Annotated in this window: 14 protein-coding genes; 9 read left to right on the forward strand and 5 right to left on the reverse strand. The window is 58.0% G+C overall.

Going from position 1 to position 17,558, the window contains the following annotated elements; genetic code table 11:
- Window positions 1-42 precede the first annotated feature (42 nt).
- The 4 genes from PH562_RS15715 to PH562_RS15730 form a co-directional block, all read right to left on the reverse strand.
- Window positions 43-804: an ABC transporter permease gene (locus tag PH562_RS15715; protein WP_285174036.1), complete on the reverse strand. Its 762-nt coding sequence runs from the start codon at window positions 802-804 to the stop codon at window positions 43-45.
- Window positions 801-1,727: an ABC transporter ATP-binding protein gene (locus PH562_RS15720; protein WP_285174038.1), complete on the reverse strand. Its 927-nt coding sequence runs from the start codon at window positions 1,725-1,727 to the stop codon at window positions 801-803. The genes PH562_RS15715 and PH562_RS15720 overlap by 4 nt, the downstream gene beginning before the upstream one ends.
- Before the next feature lie 385 nt (window positions 1,728-2,112).
- Window positions 2,113-2,367 carry a hypothetical protein gene (locus PH562_RS15725; RefSeq protein WP_113230666.1) on the reverse strand — a complete coding sequence of 85 codons (255 nt, stop codon included), beginning with the start codon at window positions 2,365-2,367 and terminating at the stop codon, window positions 2,113-2,115.
- A gap of 105 nt (window positions 2,368-2,472) precedes the next feature.
- Window positions 2,473-3,666, reverse strand: a complete 1,194-nt coding sequence (locus PH562_RS15730; RefSeq protein WP_285174040.1) for an extensin-like domain-containing protein — start codon at window positions 3,664-3,666, stop codon at window positions 2,473-2,475.
- A gap of 242 nt (window positions 3,667-3,908) precedes the next feature.
- Here PH562_RS15730 and PH562_RS15735 point away from each other — a divergent pair, with 242 nt between their 5' ends.
- From PH562_RS15735 to PH562_RS15755, 5 genes are all read left to right on the forward strand, one after another.
- Window positions 3,909-4,298, forward strand: a complete 390-nt coding sequence (locus PH562_RS15735; RefSeq protein ID WP_113230664.1) for an acyl-CoA thioesterase — start codon at window positions 3,909-3,911, stop codon at window positions 4,296-4,298.
- A gap of 4 nt (window positions 4,299-4,302) precedes the next feature.
- Window positions 4,303-4,893 carry a hypothetical protein gene (locus tag PH562_RS15740; protein ID WP_285174042.1) on the forward strand — a complete coding sequence of 197 codons (591 nt, stop codon included), beginning with the start codon at window positions 4,303-4,305 and terminating at the stop codon, window positions 4,891-4,893.
- 121 nt (window positions 4,894-5,014) lie between these two features.
- Window positions 5,015-6,607 (forward strand): SEL1-like repeat protein, encoded by a 1,593-nt coding sequence (locus tag PH562_RS15745; protein WP_285174043.1) that lies wholly within the window; start codon window positions 5,015-5,017, stop codon window positions 6,605-6,607.
- A gap of 55 nt (window positions 6,608-6,662) precedes the next feature.
- Window positions 6,663-7,733, forward strand: a complete 1,071-nt coding sequence (locus PH562_RS15750; protein ID WP_285174044.1) for a tetratricopeptide repeat protein — start codon at window positions 6,663-6,665, stop codon at window positions 7,731-7,733.
- 199 nt (window positions 7,734-7,932) lie between these two features.
- Window positions 7,933-8,448: a hypothetical protein gene (locus PH562_RS15755; protein ID WP_285174045.1), complete on the forward strand. Its 516-nt coding sequence runs from the start codon at window positions 7,933-7,935 to the stop codon at window positions 8,446-8,448.
- Between the two features lie 50 nt (window positions 8,449-8,498).
- On the opposite strand, the gene PH562_RS15760 is transcribed toward PH562_RS15755, so the two are convergent.
- On the reverse strand, window positions 8,499-9,749 hold the full coding sequence (locus tag PH562_RS15760) for an MFS transporter (protein WP_285174047.1): 1,251 nt from the start codon (window positions 9,747-9,749) through the stop codon (window positions 8,499-8,501).
- Between the two features lie 283 nt (window positions 9,750-10,032).
- Between PH562_RS15760 and uvrB the strand changes: the two genes are divergently transcribed.
- From uvrB to PH562_RS15780, 4 genes are all read left to right on the forward strand, one after another.
- Window positions 10,033-12,819 carry an excinuclease ABC subunit UvrB gene (uvrB, locus tag PH562_RS15765; RefSeq protein ID WP_285174048.1) on the forward strand — a complete coding sequence of 929 codons (2,787 nt, stop codon included), beginning with the start codon at window positions 10,033-10,035 and terminating at the stop codon, window positions 12,817-12,819.
- A gap of 200 nt (window positions 12,820-13,019) precedes the next feature.
- On the forward strand, window positions 13,020-13,475 hold the full coding sequence (locus PH562_RS15770) for an SRPBCC family protein (RefSeq protein WP_113230657.1): 456 nt from the start codon (window positions 13,020-13,022) through the stop codon (window positions 13,473-13,475).
- Window positions 13,476-13,634: 159 nt separating this feature from the next.
- Entirely contained in the window at window positions 13,635-14,693 is a 1,059-nt protein-coding gene (locus PH562_RS15775; RefSeq protein ID WP_285174050.1) for an adenylate/guanylate cyclase domain-containing protein, read from the forward strand.
- A gap of 167 nt (window positions 14,694-14,860) precedes the next feature.
- Window positions 14,861-17,410, forward strand: a complete 2,550-nt coding sequence (locus PH562_RS15780; protein ID WP_285174051.1) for a DEAD/DEAH box helicase family protein — start codon at window positions 14,861-14,863, stop codon at window positions 17,408-17,410.
- The last annotated feature ends 148 nt before the right edge of the window (window positions 17,411-17,558 follow it).

Genomic DNA, 17,558 nt, shown 5'->3' on the forward strand with positions numbered 1-17,558 from the left:
AAAGCCGCAGGCCTTCTTAAGCCCGCCAGCCGCGCATCGCCATCAATTTCTCAAGCGATATCCCGTCCGAAAAATCCATCCCAGGACGATCAGACAGACGACGAGGAAAAGCGTGATCATGGCAAGGCTCAAGCCCGGATTAACATCTGCGATGCCATAGAAGCTCCAGCGGAAGCCGCTGACCAGATAGAGGACCGGATTGAGGTGACTGACCGCCTGCCAGAAGGGCGGCAGCATGTTGATCGAATAGAAGCTCCCGCCGAGGAAGGTCAGCGGCGGCACGATCAACATCGGGATGAGGTTCAGCTGCTCGAAATTCCCAGCCCATATGCCGATCATGAAACCGAAGAGGCTGAAGGTGACCGCCGTCAGCACGAAAAACAGGATCATCATGAATGGATGCTCGATCCTGATATCGACAAAGAAACTCGCGGTCGCGAGGATGATCAGGCCGATCAGCATCCCCTTGGTCGCGGCTGCGCCGACATAACCGAGAACGATTTCCGTCATGGCGACAGGCGCAGACAGCACCTCGTAGATCGTACCGGTGAACTTCGGGAAATAGATACCGAAGGAGCCGTTGCTGATGCACTGACCGAGCAAGGTCAGCATGATCAGGCCGGGCGTAATGAACGCCCCGTAGGAAACGCCCTCGACCAGGTTGATGCGCGAACCGATCGCCGCACCGAAGACGATGAAATAGAGTGACGTGGAAATGACTGGCGAGACGACGCTCTGCAACAGGGTGCGGCGCGTACGGGCCATTTCGAACGAATAGATGGATTTTATCGCTTCGAAGTTCATTTGCCTGCCTCCACCAGCGAGACGAAAATATCCTCGAGCGAACTTTGGCGCGTCGAGAGGTCCTTGAAATGAATTCCCTCGGCAGCGAGTTTCGACAGCAGAGCCGCGATACTGGATTGTTCGTGCTGGGCATCGAAATCATAGATCAGCGTCAGGCCGTTCGGACCGAGCGAAAGCCCGTTCCCGTCGAGAGACTCCGGTACGACGTCGAGCCGCTCGTTCAGATCGAGGATGAGCTGCTTGCGGCCAAGCTTGGCCATCAGCGCCTTCTTCTCCTCCACCAGCAGCAGCTCGCCGCCATTGATGACGCCGACGCGATCGGCGGCCTCCTCGGCCTCTTCGATGTAATGCGTTGTGAGAATGATCGTGACGCCGGACGCGCGCAGGCGCTCGACCACATGCCACATATCCTTGCGCAGCGTCACGTCGACACCGGCCGTGGGCTCGTCGAGAAACAAGATTTCCGGTTCATGCGAGAGCGCCTTGGCGATCAGCACCCGTCGCTTCATGCCGCCGGAAAGCTGGCGAAGCATGTTGTCTTTCTTCTCCCAGAGCGAGAGATCGCGCAATATCTTCTCGATATATTCGGGGTTCGGCCTCTTGCCATGAAGCCCGCGCGAAAAGCTGACTGTATTCCAGACGGTTTCGAACTGATCGGTCGTCAATTCCTGCGGCACGAGGCCGATCAGGCTGCGCGTGGCGCGAAAATCGCGCACGACGTCATAACCGCCGACGGTCACAGACCCACCGCTCGGGTTGGCAATCCCGCAGACGATGGAAATCAATGTCGTCTTGCCTGCACCATTCGGCCCCAGCAGCGCCAGGATTTCGCCCCGCTCGATGTCGAGATCAATGCCCTTGAGCGCCTGAAATCCGTTGGCATAGGTTTTGGTAAGATTGCGTATGGAAATGATCGCAGCCATGGTCAGGCAAAGTCCGGCTTTTATGATGAATTTCGCGGCGTTTGCCCGCTATATAGCCGGTCCTGGACTTTTACCACCCCACGGTAGTGAAACACTGCGTTCGTTTAAGCGGAATAAGCTGTCATCAAATCGTGACCTTCGTCGGGCATATAGCTCCTTAGGTGAGCAACGTTTGTCGCAACTCCGCCCAACGCCTCTTGGCGGCATCGTCGGCGCCTATTGTATTGGCCGATTTATTGCCCTCGCATTCATATTGCGTGCATCATCATTGCAACATGAAGTTCTTTTCTGGAGCTGGTAAGGATCCCCGTCGTTGTCATGCTCCGCTCAAGCCGGCTCAGCCGGCTTTTTTCTTTTTGCCAGCTTACAACCTGGAAAACGACCGCTACCAGTTGCCGTTGACGCCGCAACCGGCGGGCGGCAGCGTCTTGTGCTCGAAGCGTGCCTTCAGCATCGCACAACCCTTGTCGCGGATGGGTCCGGGCATCATGGAGTTGAGACCGATGCCGACTTCATCGAACGGATCGTCGGCATAGGCGACATAAGCATACCAGCGGCCGCCGATGACGATAATGATGGCAATCAGGGCGGCAAGGAGTGCCCTTCCCAGGCTTCTCTTTCGTCTTGGTACGTCTTCCATGAACCCTCTCCTGCCCGCGGCCCGCGCAATTAAGCGCGATTCCACCGATAGGTAAATCGGCTTTCCCATTTGGCAAGGGTGGATGCTGCTCCGGCAAAGGGCCAATCAAAGGCTGCAATAGCGCCGGCCGCCCTTTCGGTCCCTGAGGTCGAAATGAAAGTGGTTCCAGTGCTCCGGATTGCTGCCCGGGCCAAGCACGGTATCGAAATAGCGGCAGCTGTCGCTGCGTACCGCCTTGAGCAACCGCCCCTCCCGGAAGGAAAACAAGCCCTTCTTCCGCACGTCGATCACATGGCCGTTCTTCAGGATGAAGGTGCCGACATCGATCGCGTTGCCATGCGCATGTTCCGACATCGGATTATAGCGTTGCCGGCTATTGTTCATCCGCCGGCAGGAATAGCCGCCGAGCGGTACGATCGTGCCGATGCCGGTCCAGTAGCGCGTGCGTGCGGCTGGGGCGAGTTCGTTCTTCACCCATTTGGCGAAGGCGAGCGTCACCTGGCAATTCAAGGTCACCGCCGGTCGAACCGCGATATTGCCGGAAAGGCCGCTCAGCGAAACCGGATAGGGAACCTGACATGCAGGACCGTTCGAGATCGCCGGCTTGTCGGTATAGACGACGCCCATGCGCTGCAATTCCTGGCGGCAGGCGATTTCCGAAGGCGGCATCATGCCCGGCGTCGATTGCGGCGCTTCGAACTGCTGATCGAGGCGCGGTATCGGATTTTCGGCCCGCGGCAGCATCGCAACCTGCGTTCCCGGCAACTGCCTCGGTATCCGCGACTGATTGAGCTCGGCCTGCGCGGCCGGGCGCTGCACGACCGAGCGGTTGGTCTGGACCGGCGCATCGGTGCCGATGCCGTCGACCACGGGCTGGTCGGACTGACCTTCGGCGATGTTCTGCTGTTCCTCCTGCGCCAATCCGACCACCGAGGCGGATTGCGCCTCTTCGCTCGGCCCGACGCCAAGCTCGGCATCCATGTTAACGCCCTGAGAGGGGACATCCGACTGCTGCGCTAAGCCGGCTTCGACATCCGTCGTGGTCACGGCCTCGCCGGTTCCGCTGGAACGAACGGGACCGCCGCTTTTGTAATTGCTCGATGCGGAAACGACGGGATCCTGCACCCCCTGATAAGCAAACTGCCGCTGCGGCACGCTGCGATGCGGCTTGATGGAGCCGACGCGCGAGGAACTGTCGATGCCGGAAGGCGGCACGAGGCTATCTGCCGTGCAGGCGACCAGCGCAGACGACAACAGCAATGGCAGCGCGACCCGCCGTAGAATGGGTAAAATGGTCATACTCCTGATCCGCTGCCCCAGCCACGGTCGGTAACGACTACAAATCCTAAATGGGAAGGGTGAACGAAAGCTTACCGCAGGGAATCTCGCTGCTTCACACCGGCACCATGTCGCCCTGGAATGGCATGAAGCAAAGCACGCGGCCCATAGGAGTCCTCCATGGAAATGCCAGCATGGCTTTTCCATCGCGGCAGGATTGCATAGGCTGATTGTCGGAATCGACCGTGAACAGGAGCCGAAGAATGAATGACAGCGTCAAACCGAGAGGCGAGCTCACATTGCGCACGCTTGCCATGCCCGCCGATGCCAATCCTGCCGGCGATATTTTCGGGGGCTGGGTCATGGCGCAGATGGACTTGGCAAGCGGTATCCGCGCCGCCGAACGGGCGCGCGGGCGAGTAGTCACGGCAGCGGTCAAGGAGATGGCCTTCGAACTGCCGGTCAAGATTGGCGATACACTGAGCGTCTTCACCGATATCGAACGCGTCGGCCGTACCTCGATCACCCTGAGCGTCGAAGCATGGGCGCACCGCGCCCGTTATAACAGCCTGGAGAAAGTCACGGCTGCGACCTTCATCATGGTCGCGCTCGATGAAAACGGCCTGCCGAAGGCTGTATCAGAGGAGAGCTGACGCGATGGATTCCGCGCATACACCGGAAGTCTACGTCTATATCAGGACGGTCATGAGCATGGTGATCGGCCTTTCGCTCGCCCAGCTTCTGACCCGGCTTGCCGGTTTCGTGCAGTCGCCGGGTAAGAACAAGATCTACCCGGTCCATATCGGCTGGGTATTGTCCATGTTCCTCTTCATCATCCATTTCTGGTGGTGGGAGTATCGGCTGCAATCGGTCGCACAGATCAATTTCGGCGTCTACCTCTTCCTCATCTGCTTCTGCTGCCTCTTCTATTTTCTCTGCGTATTGCTCAATCCGCCCTCGGTCGAGGATTATGGCGGCTTCGAGGAATATTTCATCTCCCGCCGCCATTGGTTCTTCGGCCTGCTCGCCGTCACCTACGCCGTCGACCTCATCGACACGTTGCTGAAGGGTGAAGCCTATTTCCGGTCGCTCGGCTGGGAATATCCGACGCGCAATATCGTCTATATCGTGCTTTGCGTCATCGCCTCGATCACCGCCAACCGGCGCTTCCAGGCCGCATTCGTGAGCGTCGGACTGATCTACCAGATCACATGGATCTTCCGCCTCTACGACGTGCTTCCGGTATAGTGATCGCATCCGTCATGGGGCATTAAATCCACTGCTATCTGGGTTCCTGCGATCCTTGACCAAGACATCGCCATATTGTTCAGATCGATTACGTCTGGGACGCAGGTGGGAGACTCAAGCCTTGAAGACGAAGAGCTATGCATTGGGACTGGCGCTTGTTCTTTCGCTGCCCTGGCTTGCTTACGCCGAGGATCCTGCCCCTGGCCCCGCCAATACGAAGATCGACCTGAAATACTGGGTGGAATTCGCAAAACAGGGCAATCCGGCCGCTCAATACGGTCTCGGCTATCGCTACGCCAACGGCCAGGGCGTGGAGCAGGATGACGCTCAGGCCGTCGATTGGTATCGGAAATCGGCTGAGCAAGGCAATGCGCAGGCGCAATATGCACTGGCCTACATGTATGCCAGCGGCCGGGGTGTCGATGCGGATCCGAAACAGGCAAACGACTGGTATTTGAGGGCGGCACAAGCCGGCAATGCCGATGCCCAATATGCCATCGGCTATTCCTATGCCAATGGCCGCGGCGTGGCGGTCAATAATGAAGACGCCGTTACCTGGTATCAGAAATCCGCTGCCCAGGGACAGGCGCAGGCGCAATATGCGCTCGGCTATATGTATGCCAATGGCCTCGGCGTGCATCAGGACGAGGCGGTTGCACTTGGCTGGTATCGCAAGGCTGCCGACCAGGGTCGGCCCGACGCCCAATATGCCATCGGCTATATGTACGACAATGGTCAAGGCACGGAAGAAGACCAGGAGCAGGCCGTCGCCTGGTATAAAAAGGCCGGCAATCAAGGAAATGCGCAGGGTCTGTATGCAGTCGGCTATGCCTATGCCAACGGCAAGGGTGTCGGACGGAACGATGCCGAAGCCTATTCCTGGTATATGAAGGCGGCCGCAAAGGGCCGCGCCGACGCGCAATATGCCGTCGGCTACAGTCTCGCAAACGGGATAGGCGTTGCCCGAGACTACAGGCAGGCAATGCAATGGTATCGCAAAGCTGCCGATCAGGGCCGCCCCGATGCGCAATATGCCATCGGCTACCTCTACGCCAACGGCCAGGGCGTGAAAACTGATGATGACGGCGCGGTGAGATGGTATCGCAAGGCCGCCGAACAAGGCGACGCACAGGGTCAATATGCCCTCGCCTACATGTATGCAGGCGGCCGCGGCGTTGGCAGAGACTATGGCAAGGCCTTCGACTGGTACCAGAAGGCTGCGAGCCAGGGTCACGCTGACGCCCAATACGCACTCGGCTATATGTACGAAAACGGTCAAGGGACGACGGCTGACAAATCGGCCGCCGCAAATTGGTATCGCCAGGCGGCCGACCAGAACAATTCACAGGGCGAATATGCGCTCGCCTACCTTTATTATCAGGGTGCTGGCGTTCCTAAGGACTATGGCCAAACAGCCGCTCTGTTTCGCAAAGCAGCTGATCAGGGCGATGCTCGGGCGGAATACGGCCTTGGATATCTGTATTATAACGGCTATGGCGTACCAAAGGACTCCAAGATCGCTGCCGATTGGTTCAACAAGGCAGCGGCCAAGGGACTGCCGGAAGCGCAGCATGGACTCAGCTACATGGAAGCCAATGGTGATGGTCCGATCAAGGATCTCGGCCCGCTTGGACAAGGAGCCGCCGGCAAAAAAGGCACGCGCGTCAGCACCGGCTGGCTCATATTTCATTTGCTGATGGCGCTCGTGCCCTAGCGGTTACGAAGCGCTCGGCATATTAATTCAACGGATTTCGACTGAGGGGTAGATTGTGAATTGGAAGAAGGCGGCAGCAGCTTTGCTCTTCGCACTGGCGTCCATGGGAGCCGCACAAGCCGATGTCGGACGAAACGGCTACGATCGCGGCGATATCAAATCGGGCCTGGATTACTGGCGCCCCCTGGCGAACAAGGGCAATGCCGCCGCACAGCTGAAGCTCGGACAAATGTACGAGGACGGCAACGGCGTCGAGAAGAACCTGACGCTCGCCCTCAGCTGGTACAGGAAGGCCGCCGATCAGGGCAATGCCGAAGCGCAGTTCAATGTCGGCACCATGTACGACCAGGGCGAAGGCGTCACTGCCGACAAGAGCCAGGCCATTGTCTGGTACAAGAAGGCCGCAGCCCAGGGATACCTCAATGCGCAATATAATCTCGGTGTCGTCTACGACACCGGCCAAGGCGTAGCGCAGGACAAGTCGCAGGCGTTTGCCTGGTACAGCAAAGCCGCCGAACAGGGCGATGCCGATGCTCAGTTCAATGTCGGCACCATGTACGATCAGGGCGACGGCGCGGACAAGGATAAGGGCAAGGCCGTCATCTGGTACCGCAGGGCGGCAGAGCAGGGAAAAGTCGAGGCGCAATACAATCTGGGCATCATGTATCGCGACGGCGAAGGCGTCGCCAAGGACGGCGCTGCGGCCTTCTCCTGGTTCAAGAAGGCGGCCGAACAGGGCGATGCGAGCGCGCAATTCAATCTCGGTGCCATGTATGCCGATGGCGACGGGATCAGGCAGGATGATGCCCAGGCAATCGCATGGTTCCTGAAGGCAGCGGCGCAAAATGATGTCGAGGCCGAATACAATCTCGGCGTCATGTTCCGCGATGGCGAAGGCGTTACCAAGAATGGTCCGAAGGCGATCTACTGGTTCGAGCGAGCAGCCGAACATCGCTATGCCGGCGCGGCCTATAATCTCGCCATGATGTACCGCGACGGCGATGGCGTTGCCGCTAATGCGGCCAAGGCGGCAGAGTGGTTCCGCAAGGCGAAGCATCTGGGTTACGACGGAGACACAGACGAACCGCCGGAGGATCCATCGGGCGTACAGACTATTCCGATATGACGCGCGGCACTGGCCGACCGGAATCTCTCATGCCTTGTCGGAAATTTGCCCCGCCGTCGGCGAAACGCGCCAAAGCATGCTGGTACCCGTCAGATGGTAATCGTCAAGTCGGGGGATTGCCTTGGCGAAGGAAGAGATGGAAGACTGTCGCGGCGCCGCGCCTGATTTGCTGCTTCTTCTTTTCAGAGGATAGACCGCCGTGAACCTGAAATATCTCATGCCCCCCTTCTCGCTTCTACCGCCGCTTCGCATGGCTTTGCTGGCCTCGGCAGTCGTGCTGCCGCTTTCTCCGCTTCCGATGACGGCAACGCCGGCGGAGGCCGCGCCCGGCTCGTGCTGGTCGCTGCTGCAGAGCAAATTTGGCCCGCAGATCGAGAAGTCGGTGAACGAGGCCGATCCCTGCAAGAAACTGCCCGGCGTCGATCACAAGGACAAGTTCGAAGTGAAGTCGCTCGATGTCTGCGACGGCCCGAGCGGAGGCGTCCAGATCAATGCCCATGCCGAGATGGCCTGCAAATCGCATGGTGTACTGAAAACGACGATCAAGGGTGAGCTCGACGCCTCCATGACCGTCGACGTCGGCGCATGCCACATTACCGACCTGCACCTCGGCATCAATGGCCCGATCGGCGAACTGATATCCTCGGTCGGTGGACTGCAGGAGCTTGCCCGCGGCTTTGCCCAGGCCAAGATCTCGGAAATTTGCGGAAAATAAACGAGGCCGGCGATATCATCCGGCCCTCGTGACCTTGATGGCGAGCCCGTTCAAGCCCGCACGGCGCTATCCGCTTGGCCCGCATCCTTCCCGCCAAACCGAACACCCTTCTTCTCGAAGCCAAAGCCGGCGAAAACAGCAACGACCACGGCGACGATGCAGGCGACGATCAACAGCGCCAGCGCATAATCGCCGCCCCATTGCTTGGCAAGCCCGGCCTGGATCGAGGCATTGCCCGAAGCCAGCAGATTGCCGAGCTGATAGGCAAATCCGGGGAAGGTGCCGCGTACCTCATCCGGCGACAATTCGTTGAGATGCACCGGAATGATGCCCCAGGCGCCCTGCACGAACAGCTGCATCAGGAAGGCGCCGATTGCGAGCATGACCGGCCCCTGACCCCACACCCAGAGTGGGGCGACGGGTATGGCTAGCAGTGCCGCGATGACGATGGTCCGCCGCCTGCCCCAACGCTGCGACAAAGAGCCGAAGGTCAGACCGCCGACGATCGCGCCGATATTGTAGACGATGGCAATGGCGCCGACCGTATAGGAATCATATTGCCGCTGGGTTTCCAGGAAGGTCGGATAAAGATCCTGGGTGCCGTGGCTGAAGAAATTGAACGCGGTCATGAGAAGCACCGCCCAGAGGAACAGTGGAATATTCTCACGCAGCACGGTGAGGAACGGCCGTTGCGGCTTGGCCTGCCGCTGCAGGAAGGCCGGAGATTCCTCCACATTGCGTCTGATATAGAGCACCAGCAGCGCCGGCACCGCGCCGACGAAGAACATGCCGCGCCAGCCAATGATCGGAAACAGCAGGAAGAAGACGATCGAGGCGATCAGATAGCCCGAGGGATAGCCCGCCTGCAGGATACCGGACACAAGACCCCGCGAATCCTCGGGTATGGTTTCCATCACGAGTGACGCACCCACACCCCATTCGCCGCCCATGGCGACGCCGAAGAGCGCGCGCAGCACGAGGAACATCGTCAAACCGGTCGAAAAGCCGGTCAGAAATTCGAATACGGAGTAAAGCAGCACGTCGACCATCAGGGTCGTGCGCCGGCCGAAGCGATCCGCCGCAAGCCCAAAGATCAGGGCGCCGAGCGGCCGCATGGCGAGGGTAAGAAAGATCGCCACGGCAACCGCCGGAACGTCCGTGTGAAATTCTTCGGCTATATGCTTGAGAACGAAAACTAAAATGAAGAAATCGAAAGCGTCCAATGTCCAGCCCAGATAGGCTGCGATCACGGTGTTTCGTTGCTGGGGGGACAGGGAACGTAAGCTATCCAATGCGGTCATCATGATCCTCCGACCGGATGGCGGCGGCGAGGCGGGCAATACCGGATGCCGTCGAAGCTGGGGGAACCCGGCAATAGCCGGGCATGTCGACGTTGCGGCTGGTTCCTCCCTTGGCGCCTGCGAGGATCGCGCTATGCGGACTTCGGATCAGCGATAACGCATCGGCCGCCCTTGGGTTGTAACATATTTGACATCTCCGGCGAATGGAAAAATCCGCCACTTTGTTTCCCTTTTGTACCCTTTACCCCTTCACATCTGCGCGATCTGTCGCCATATTCGCCCCATGGCCAAATCACCGAAAAAGTCCCCCGCCCCGACCGGTTTCGAAGAGGCGCCGCAGGCACCGTTTGAAGGCACGCCGCTCAGCGGCAGCGTTGCCGATTGGGTGAAGCAACTCGAAGCCGATGCGGAGGCATCCAGCGTCGAAACCCAGCGCGAGATTGCCTCGAAGGCCGGCAAGCACCGCAAGAAGGTGGAAATCACCGCCGGCAAGACCGCGCGCGGCGTCTCCATGGGCGGCTCGACCGACCCGAAGACGCGTGCTGCTGCCGGCCTCAATCCGGTGGCCGGCCTCGATATTGCGCTTGAGGATGCCGACAAGATCGCGACGAGCGGTGTGACGGCGACCGTGGAGGCGCTGTCGAAGCTCATCGAGAGCGGCAATCCGCTCTTCAAGGACGGCAAGCTTTGGACGCCGCACCGGCCTGCCAGGCCAGCGAAATCCGAAGGCGGCATCCGGATCCGCATGGCTTCGGAATACCAGCCCGCAGGCGACCAGCCGACGGCGATCCGTGACCTCGTCGAAGGATTGGAGAATGGCGACCGCAGCCAGGTGCTGCTCGGCGTCACCGGCTCGGGCAAGACCTTTACGATGGCTAAGGTCATCGAGGCGACCCAGCGCCCCGCCGTCATCCTCGCGCCGAACAAGACGCTCGCGGCACAGCTCTATTCCGAGTTCAAGAACTTCTTTCCGGATAATGCGGTCGAGTATTTCGTCTCCTACTACGACTATTACCAGCCTGAAGCCTATGTGCCGCGCTCCGACACCTTCATTGAGAAGGAAAGCTCGATCAACGAGCAGATCGATCGCATGCGCCACTCGGCGACGCGTTCGCTGCTGGAGCGAGACGATTGCATCATCGTCGCCTCGGTCTCCTGCATCTACGGTATCGGCTCGGTCGAGACCTATACGGCGATGACCTTCCAGATGAATGTCGGCGATCGGTTGGACCAGCGCCAGCTTCTGGCCGACCTAGTGGCGCAGCAATACAAGCGCCGCGACATGGACTTCATCCGCGGTTCCTTCCGCGTTCGCGGCGACACGATCGAAATCTTCCCGGCCCACTTGGAGGATGCCGCCTGGCGCATCTCCATGTTCGGCGACGAGATCGACGCCATCACCGAATTCGATCCCCTGACCGGCCAGAAGACCGGCGACCTGAAATCGGTGAAGATCTACGCCAATTCACACTATGTCACGCCGCGCCCGACGCTGAACGGCGCCATCAAGGCGATCAAGGAAGAGTTGAAAATCCGGCTGGCCGAACTGGAAAAGGCCGGACGCCTGCTCGAGGCGCAGCGCCTGGAACAGCGCACCCGTTACGACGTCGAAATGCTTGAAGCGACCGGCTCCTGCGCCGGCATCGAGAACTATTCGCGCTACCTGACCGGCCGCAATCCCGGCGAACCGCCGCCGACACTCTTCGAATATATCCCCGACAATGCCCTGCTGTTCATCGACGAAAGCCACGTCTCGGTCAGCCAGATCGGCGGCATGTACCGGGGCGACTTCCGGCGCAAGGCGACGCTTGCCGAATACGGCTTCCGCCTGCCCTCCTGCATGGACAACCGCCCGCTGCGTTTCGAGGAATGGGACGCCATGCGCCCAGATACGATTGCCGTTTCGGCTACGCCCGGCAGCTGGGAAATGGAACAATCGGGCGGCGTCTTCGCCGAACAGGTCATCCGGCCCACAGGCCTGATCGACCCGCCGGTCGAAGTGCGCCCAGCCCGCACCCAGGTCGACGACGTTCTCGGCGAGATCCGCGAGACGGCCGCAAAGGGTTATCGCACCCTCTGCACCGTGCTGACCAAGCGCATGGCCGAAGACCTGACGGAATATCTGCATGAACAGGGCGTGCGCGTGCGCTACATGCACTCCGACATCGACACGCTGGAACGCATCGAGATCATCCGCGATCTTCGCCTCGGCGCTTTCGACGTGCTCGTCGGCATCAACCTGTTGCGCGAGGGCCTCGATATTCCGGAATGCGGCTTCGTCGCCATCCTCGATGCCGACAAGGAAGGCTTCCTGCGCTCGGAAACGTCGCTTATCCAGACGATCGGCCGTGCCGCGCGTAACGTCGACGGGAAGGTCATCCTTTATGCCGATACCATTACCGGCTCGATGCAGCGGGCGATGGACGAGACCAGCCGCCGCCGCGAAAAGCAGATGGCCTACAACGAGGAACACGGCATCACGCCGGAATCGGTCAAGGCGAAGATTTCCGACATCCTCGACAGCGTCTACGAAAAGGACCATGTCCGCGCCGATATCGGCGGCGCTGCCGGCAAGGGCTTTGCCGATGGCGGCCACCTCGTCGGCAACAATCTGCAGGCCCACCTCAACGCGCTGGAAAAATCCATGCGCGACGCCGCAGCCGACCTGGACTTCGAAAAGGCGGCACGGCTGCGCGACGAGATCAAGCGCCTCAAGGCCGTCGAACTCGCCGCCATGGACGATCCGCTCGCGCGCGAGGAAGCAAAGAGCCTCGAAAGCCGCGGTTCTGCAGCGAGCAAACGCGCTCCACCCGCACCGGATTCTCGCTCCTATTTTGCCAAGCCGAGCCTCGACGAAATGGGACCGGGCAGCGATGCCGGCACGCCGCTCTTCCGCAAGAATACACTGGACGAGATGACTGTCGGCCGCACCGAAAAGCCCGTCACAGGCAAAGTGCCGGACAAGCCGATCACCCGAGCAAAGCCGGGCGTGGGCTCCTATGAGGATCCGGTGGACGAGAAGCAGCGCAAGGGACGGACGAAAGGCAAGACGGGACGGCCCGGCCGATAAGGCGACCGCGATTGTCGGATATCTGCCGCCCGGTGCTGCCGATTTTATGAAGGCTGAGACCTGTGAGCATGGAACAATGCCTTGCTGACGCGGCCGCAGCCGCTACATGCCATCATATGAGGAGGCCCACGGGGAGACGGAAGGCGCTTGAGCGCATACCGGGCCGGTGGGAAGCGATAGCAACCTGGGGAGAAAGTCTGATGTCCGAGCCTTTGATCGTCCGTCGCGAGACCCATGTCTCGGCACCGCCTGCAGCCATATTTGCATTGCTGACCGATCCCGAAAAAATCCTGCGCTGGATGGGCACGGAAGCGCGGACGGAGCCGGAGCCTGGCGGCATCTATCTCGTCAACGTCACTGGCGCTCGTGCCGCGCGCGGCACTTTCCGCGAAGTCGTGCCGGTTCATCGCCTCGCCTATAGCTTCGGCTGGGAAGGCAGCGAGGAGGTGCCTCCCGGATCGAGCCTTGTGGAGATCGACCTGATCGAGCAACCCGACGGCACGCTGGTGCGCCTCACCCATACCGGCCTGCCGACCGTGGAGCAATGCGAAGCGCACGCAAAGGGTTGGGCGCATTATCTCGACCGCATGGCAGCGGTGGCCGCCGGACGCGATCCCGGCCCGGACCCCATGCGCGGCCACGACGGCAGGAGCTGATGATGTTTTAAGGGCGGCATCATCGGGCTCGGCGCTCAGATATCCGCAATATCACCGACCGGTGACAGCAGCTTCCTATGTCATTTTGCTTTCAATTGCCGTTGGCGTGGCCATACCGGCACAGATGACAGCCGGCAAGCGCCATGGCATGATCGCCGCATGGATTTGCCCGCCCCCCTTGCCTGGCTGGTCGACGAAGCCGGCACCTCGCCCAGCCCCGAACGCTTCCTGGCCGATCTGGGCGGACATCTGCTGGCCGCCGGCCTCCCGCTTGCCGGCAGCGCGCTGACGCTTGCCGCGCCGCATCCGATCATCACGCAGCATACGTGGCTCTGGCGCGCCGAAACCGGCGCAGTGACCGAAGCTCTCGGCTTCGCCGGCACGGCGCTCGGACAGGCCGGCCGCGATTGGCTCAGTGATCTCGGCCCGATATGCGAGGAAACGATCGGGATCGCGCCCGGCAATTCCGTGCTTGCCTGGGCCGGCACTCGGCCCTTCACCTCCTTTGAAGGGGAAAACCTGCGCGAGATCGCCCGATTTGCCGCAGCCCCTTTGGCGGGATTGGCCGCACGCGCCACCCTATCCACCCTGCTCGAAGCCTATCTCGGCCGCAGAAGTGCGGCGCGCGTGCAGGCCGGTGCACTCAGCCGCAATAGCGGCGAGATCATCCGCGCAGCCCTGCTCTGCGCCGATCTGCGGGATTTTACAGCTCTTTCCGAAGCGACGGAACCAAGCGTCGTGATCTCGGCACTCGATGCCTGGTTCGACCGCGTCGCGGGTGCCGTGCATGCCTTCGGCGGCGAAGTGCTGAAGTTCATGGGCGACGGCGTGCTGGCAATCTTCCCCATGAGCGGGACACCGAAGGAAGCCTGCGAAGCGGCCTTGCGCGCCGCCACCGCCATCCGAGCCGGCATGGCGCATCTCGACGCGACACGCGCAAGCCAGGGCCTGCTGCAGCTCCCCTTCGGCATCGCGCTGCATTTCGGCGACATGCTCTGGGGCAACATCGGCGCCGCCGACCGCCTGGACTTCACCGCCATCGGCCCCGCAGTCAACCTCGTCAGCCGGCTGGAGGGCCTCTGCAAGCCGCTCGGACGCAATATCCTTGTCTCGGGTTCGGTCGCAGCCGAGACGACGATGCCACTTCTGGCCTTGGGGCGTTATGAGCTGCGCGGGATAGCCGAGCCTTGTTCGGTGTTTACTCTGTTGGACGGCTAAGACTCGCTGCGATCCCTACGCCGGGAGATATTTATCTTCTGAAAGAAGAATGATCGATGAGAACGTTGGGCGGCAAGGATAGGAGGTTGTATTTTAAAATTGAAAATAACTACCATATCGAGTATGTCACAATAAGTTCGATTGCTTAATAAACTTCGGAACCACCTATGATCGATTTTGGAAAATTCAACCGGCCCACCATCGACGCAGCGCCTCGGGATCCCATAGAAATTTTTAAGAGGAGCCCCAATTTAGGGAACGCCCCGAATGACCTTTGGGAGGGGCAGGCTCAAGCATTGAAGCAGTGGCATTCAAGCCGGGAAAACAAAGACAACTTAATAATATTGAATACTGGCGCCGGCAAATCGATAGTAGGTGCACTAATTGCTCAGAGCCTTACTAACGAAGATATTGGACCAGTACTATTCGCTTGCAGCACTATCGATCTCGTACGCCAGACTGCGCGAGAATGTGATCGGCTTGGGATAAAATATACTCAAAGAACAAAACAAAAATTTGACAATGACCTTTTCGAAAGCGGAAAGGCCTTTTGTATTACAACCTACCAATCGCTATTCTCGTCAATAAATGTTTTCACAAAGGACAAATCGCCCGCAGCAGTTATATTTGATGATGCGCACGTAAGTGAAAGAATGATTAGAGATGCATTTACGCTTACGATTAGAAAAGAAAAGCATGAAAATCTTTTCAACAATATCATAGATATTGTTCGGCCAGAATTCGAGGCTATCGGGAAAAATGGCCACTTAAGTTATGTCCTTGAAAGCATTGGACAAGTCGGAACCACAATGTGTCCGCCTTGCACGGCTGCGCGGAATAAAGAGCAAATTATTAATGCATTGAAGAAAGCGCGCTATCAAGATGATCGAGAGTTACAATTCCCTGTTATACAACTATACGAAAACCTTCAATACTGTGCGATTTTCATTTCTAAAAACACCATAGAGGTGACGCCGCCATTCATTCCAACCGGCAAGTTTCCTTTCCTATCCGGTGACGTGCGACGCGTTTATCTGTCCGCCACTTTAGACTTCGAAACCGACTTTGTAAGAGGGTTTGGCCGTCGCGCCACGAACGAGATCAAGCCCAATAACGACGCAGGAAACGGAGAACGACTTATTCTATTTGGTGATAAGCTTCATCCCGAAATAAAGAAGACTGATACGGTGAAAGATATAGCTTCGGCTAGAAAGATTCTTGTCGCAGTGCCGTCGTATCCTGATTCAAAGCCTTGGTCATCTGTAGCCGTTCCTCCTGACGTCGACAAATTCAGCGAAGCGTTGGAAACCTTCCGCGCGGCAAGCAAAGGGGCATTTCTGCTAGTTTCACGTATCGATGGCATCGATCTTCCTCAAGACACGTGCCGGATCATGGCGATCGATGGGTCGCCATCCGGGGTTAGCCTGATGGAACGTCACTTGGTCGAAAATCTTCAGATGAACAATCTGATGTCTACCAAAATGGCCACACGAATAACGCAGCTTTTCGGCCGCATCAACCGAGGAAGAAGCGACTATGGGGTATTCCTGATATTTGGCAAAGATATCTCGACTTGGCTTCGTCGGGACAAAAACATCGCGCTTCTTCCGGAACTAATTAGAAAGCAGATATTGCTCGGAAAAACCATACACGAAGAAATTCCATTTATGGAAAAAACCAATTTTTTCGGTTTGCTGAGTCAAGTTCTCGATATTAAGGATGGAAAACGCGATGAATCTTGGCTGAGATACTACTCAGACACTATGCAGGGCGTTAAATTTGATAATGAAATACTAGAGAAAGTAAAAATAAGAGAGAAGAAGATAGCGGACGGCGTGTTAGCCGAATGCGAATTTATGACTGCGCTATGGCAAGGCGACGTCCCTGGCGCTCGGATCGCATTAGAAGATGTGATCGATAAAATCGCAATAGCAGATGCGCGCATCGCTGGATGGTATTCCATCTGGCTGGGCATGACATACGAGATGGCTGGAGATATTTCAACCGCAGGACAACACTATCGTAAAGCACGCTCGCGCCTATCGAAATGGCTCAACCTACCCTATACCGTGGATACTTTTGACATCCAAAACGGTCTAAATATTGTTGGTTCGATCCATAAGAATTTCGTAGATATCAACTTAGCCGGCACAGCAAAGCTCGCCGACCTTTCCGCTCAGTTAAAAGCTGCTTTGCGAAAATTAAAGGACCCTAATTTAGAGGCCAATGATCATGAGGAGGCGCTTCGTGCAATTGGTGAACTTTTAGGTTTAGAAGCTACACGCCCAGATAATGAATTTGACGCGGGACCAGACGTATTGTGGCATGATCCACTAACGAACTACTCGCTGGCAATGGAATTAAAAACAAAGAAAGAAAATCCAGCCTTGTATTTCAAGAAAGATATTGGGCAGTCACTTAATCATATTGAATGGATGAACGATAACAGGACAGGTGATGAAATAGATGGCATACTTATAGTCGGGCCGCCAGGAAAATGCCACGAGCAAGCGAATCCGAGCGATGAGCTATATCTATGCGAAATCGATAATCTCGTCGGAAAGATTGAAGGATTTATTGCAAAACTAGATGATTTTCGAGGCCGAACGACTGCGGAGCGCACCCAAATTATTGCCGACTTTGGATCACTAAAGGAATGGCAACTAGACGGATGGTTCTCGAGTCTAGCCACCGCTAGATTGAAGGAGCTGCGATAACATCTAACAGGTTCGTTTTTGACGAAATGGGGTTCATTGATATCACCTTTTGTATATTTCCTGGGCCTGTCGCGATATTTGTTGCGGCAGGCTATTTGCTGGCCTCTAATCCCAACCCCTTGAAATTCCCCACCCTATCCTACCCGTT

Origin of the sequence: Rhizobium centroccidentale (assembly GCF_030182565.1) — a bacterium.
Lineage (GTDB): Bacteria > Pseudomonadota > Alphaproteobacteria > Rhizobiales > Rhizobiaceae > Rhizobium.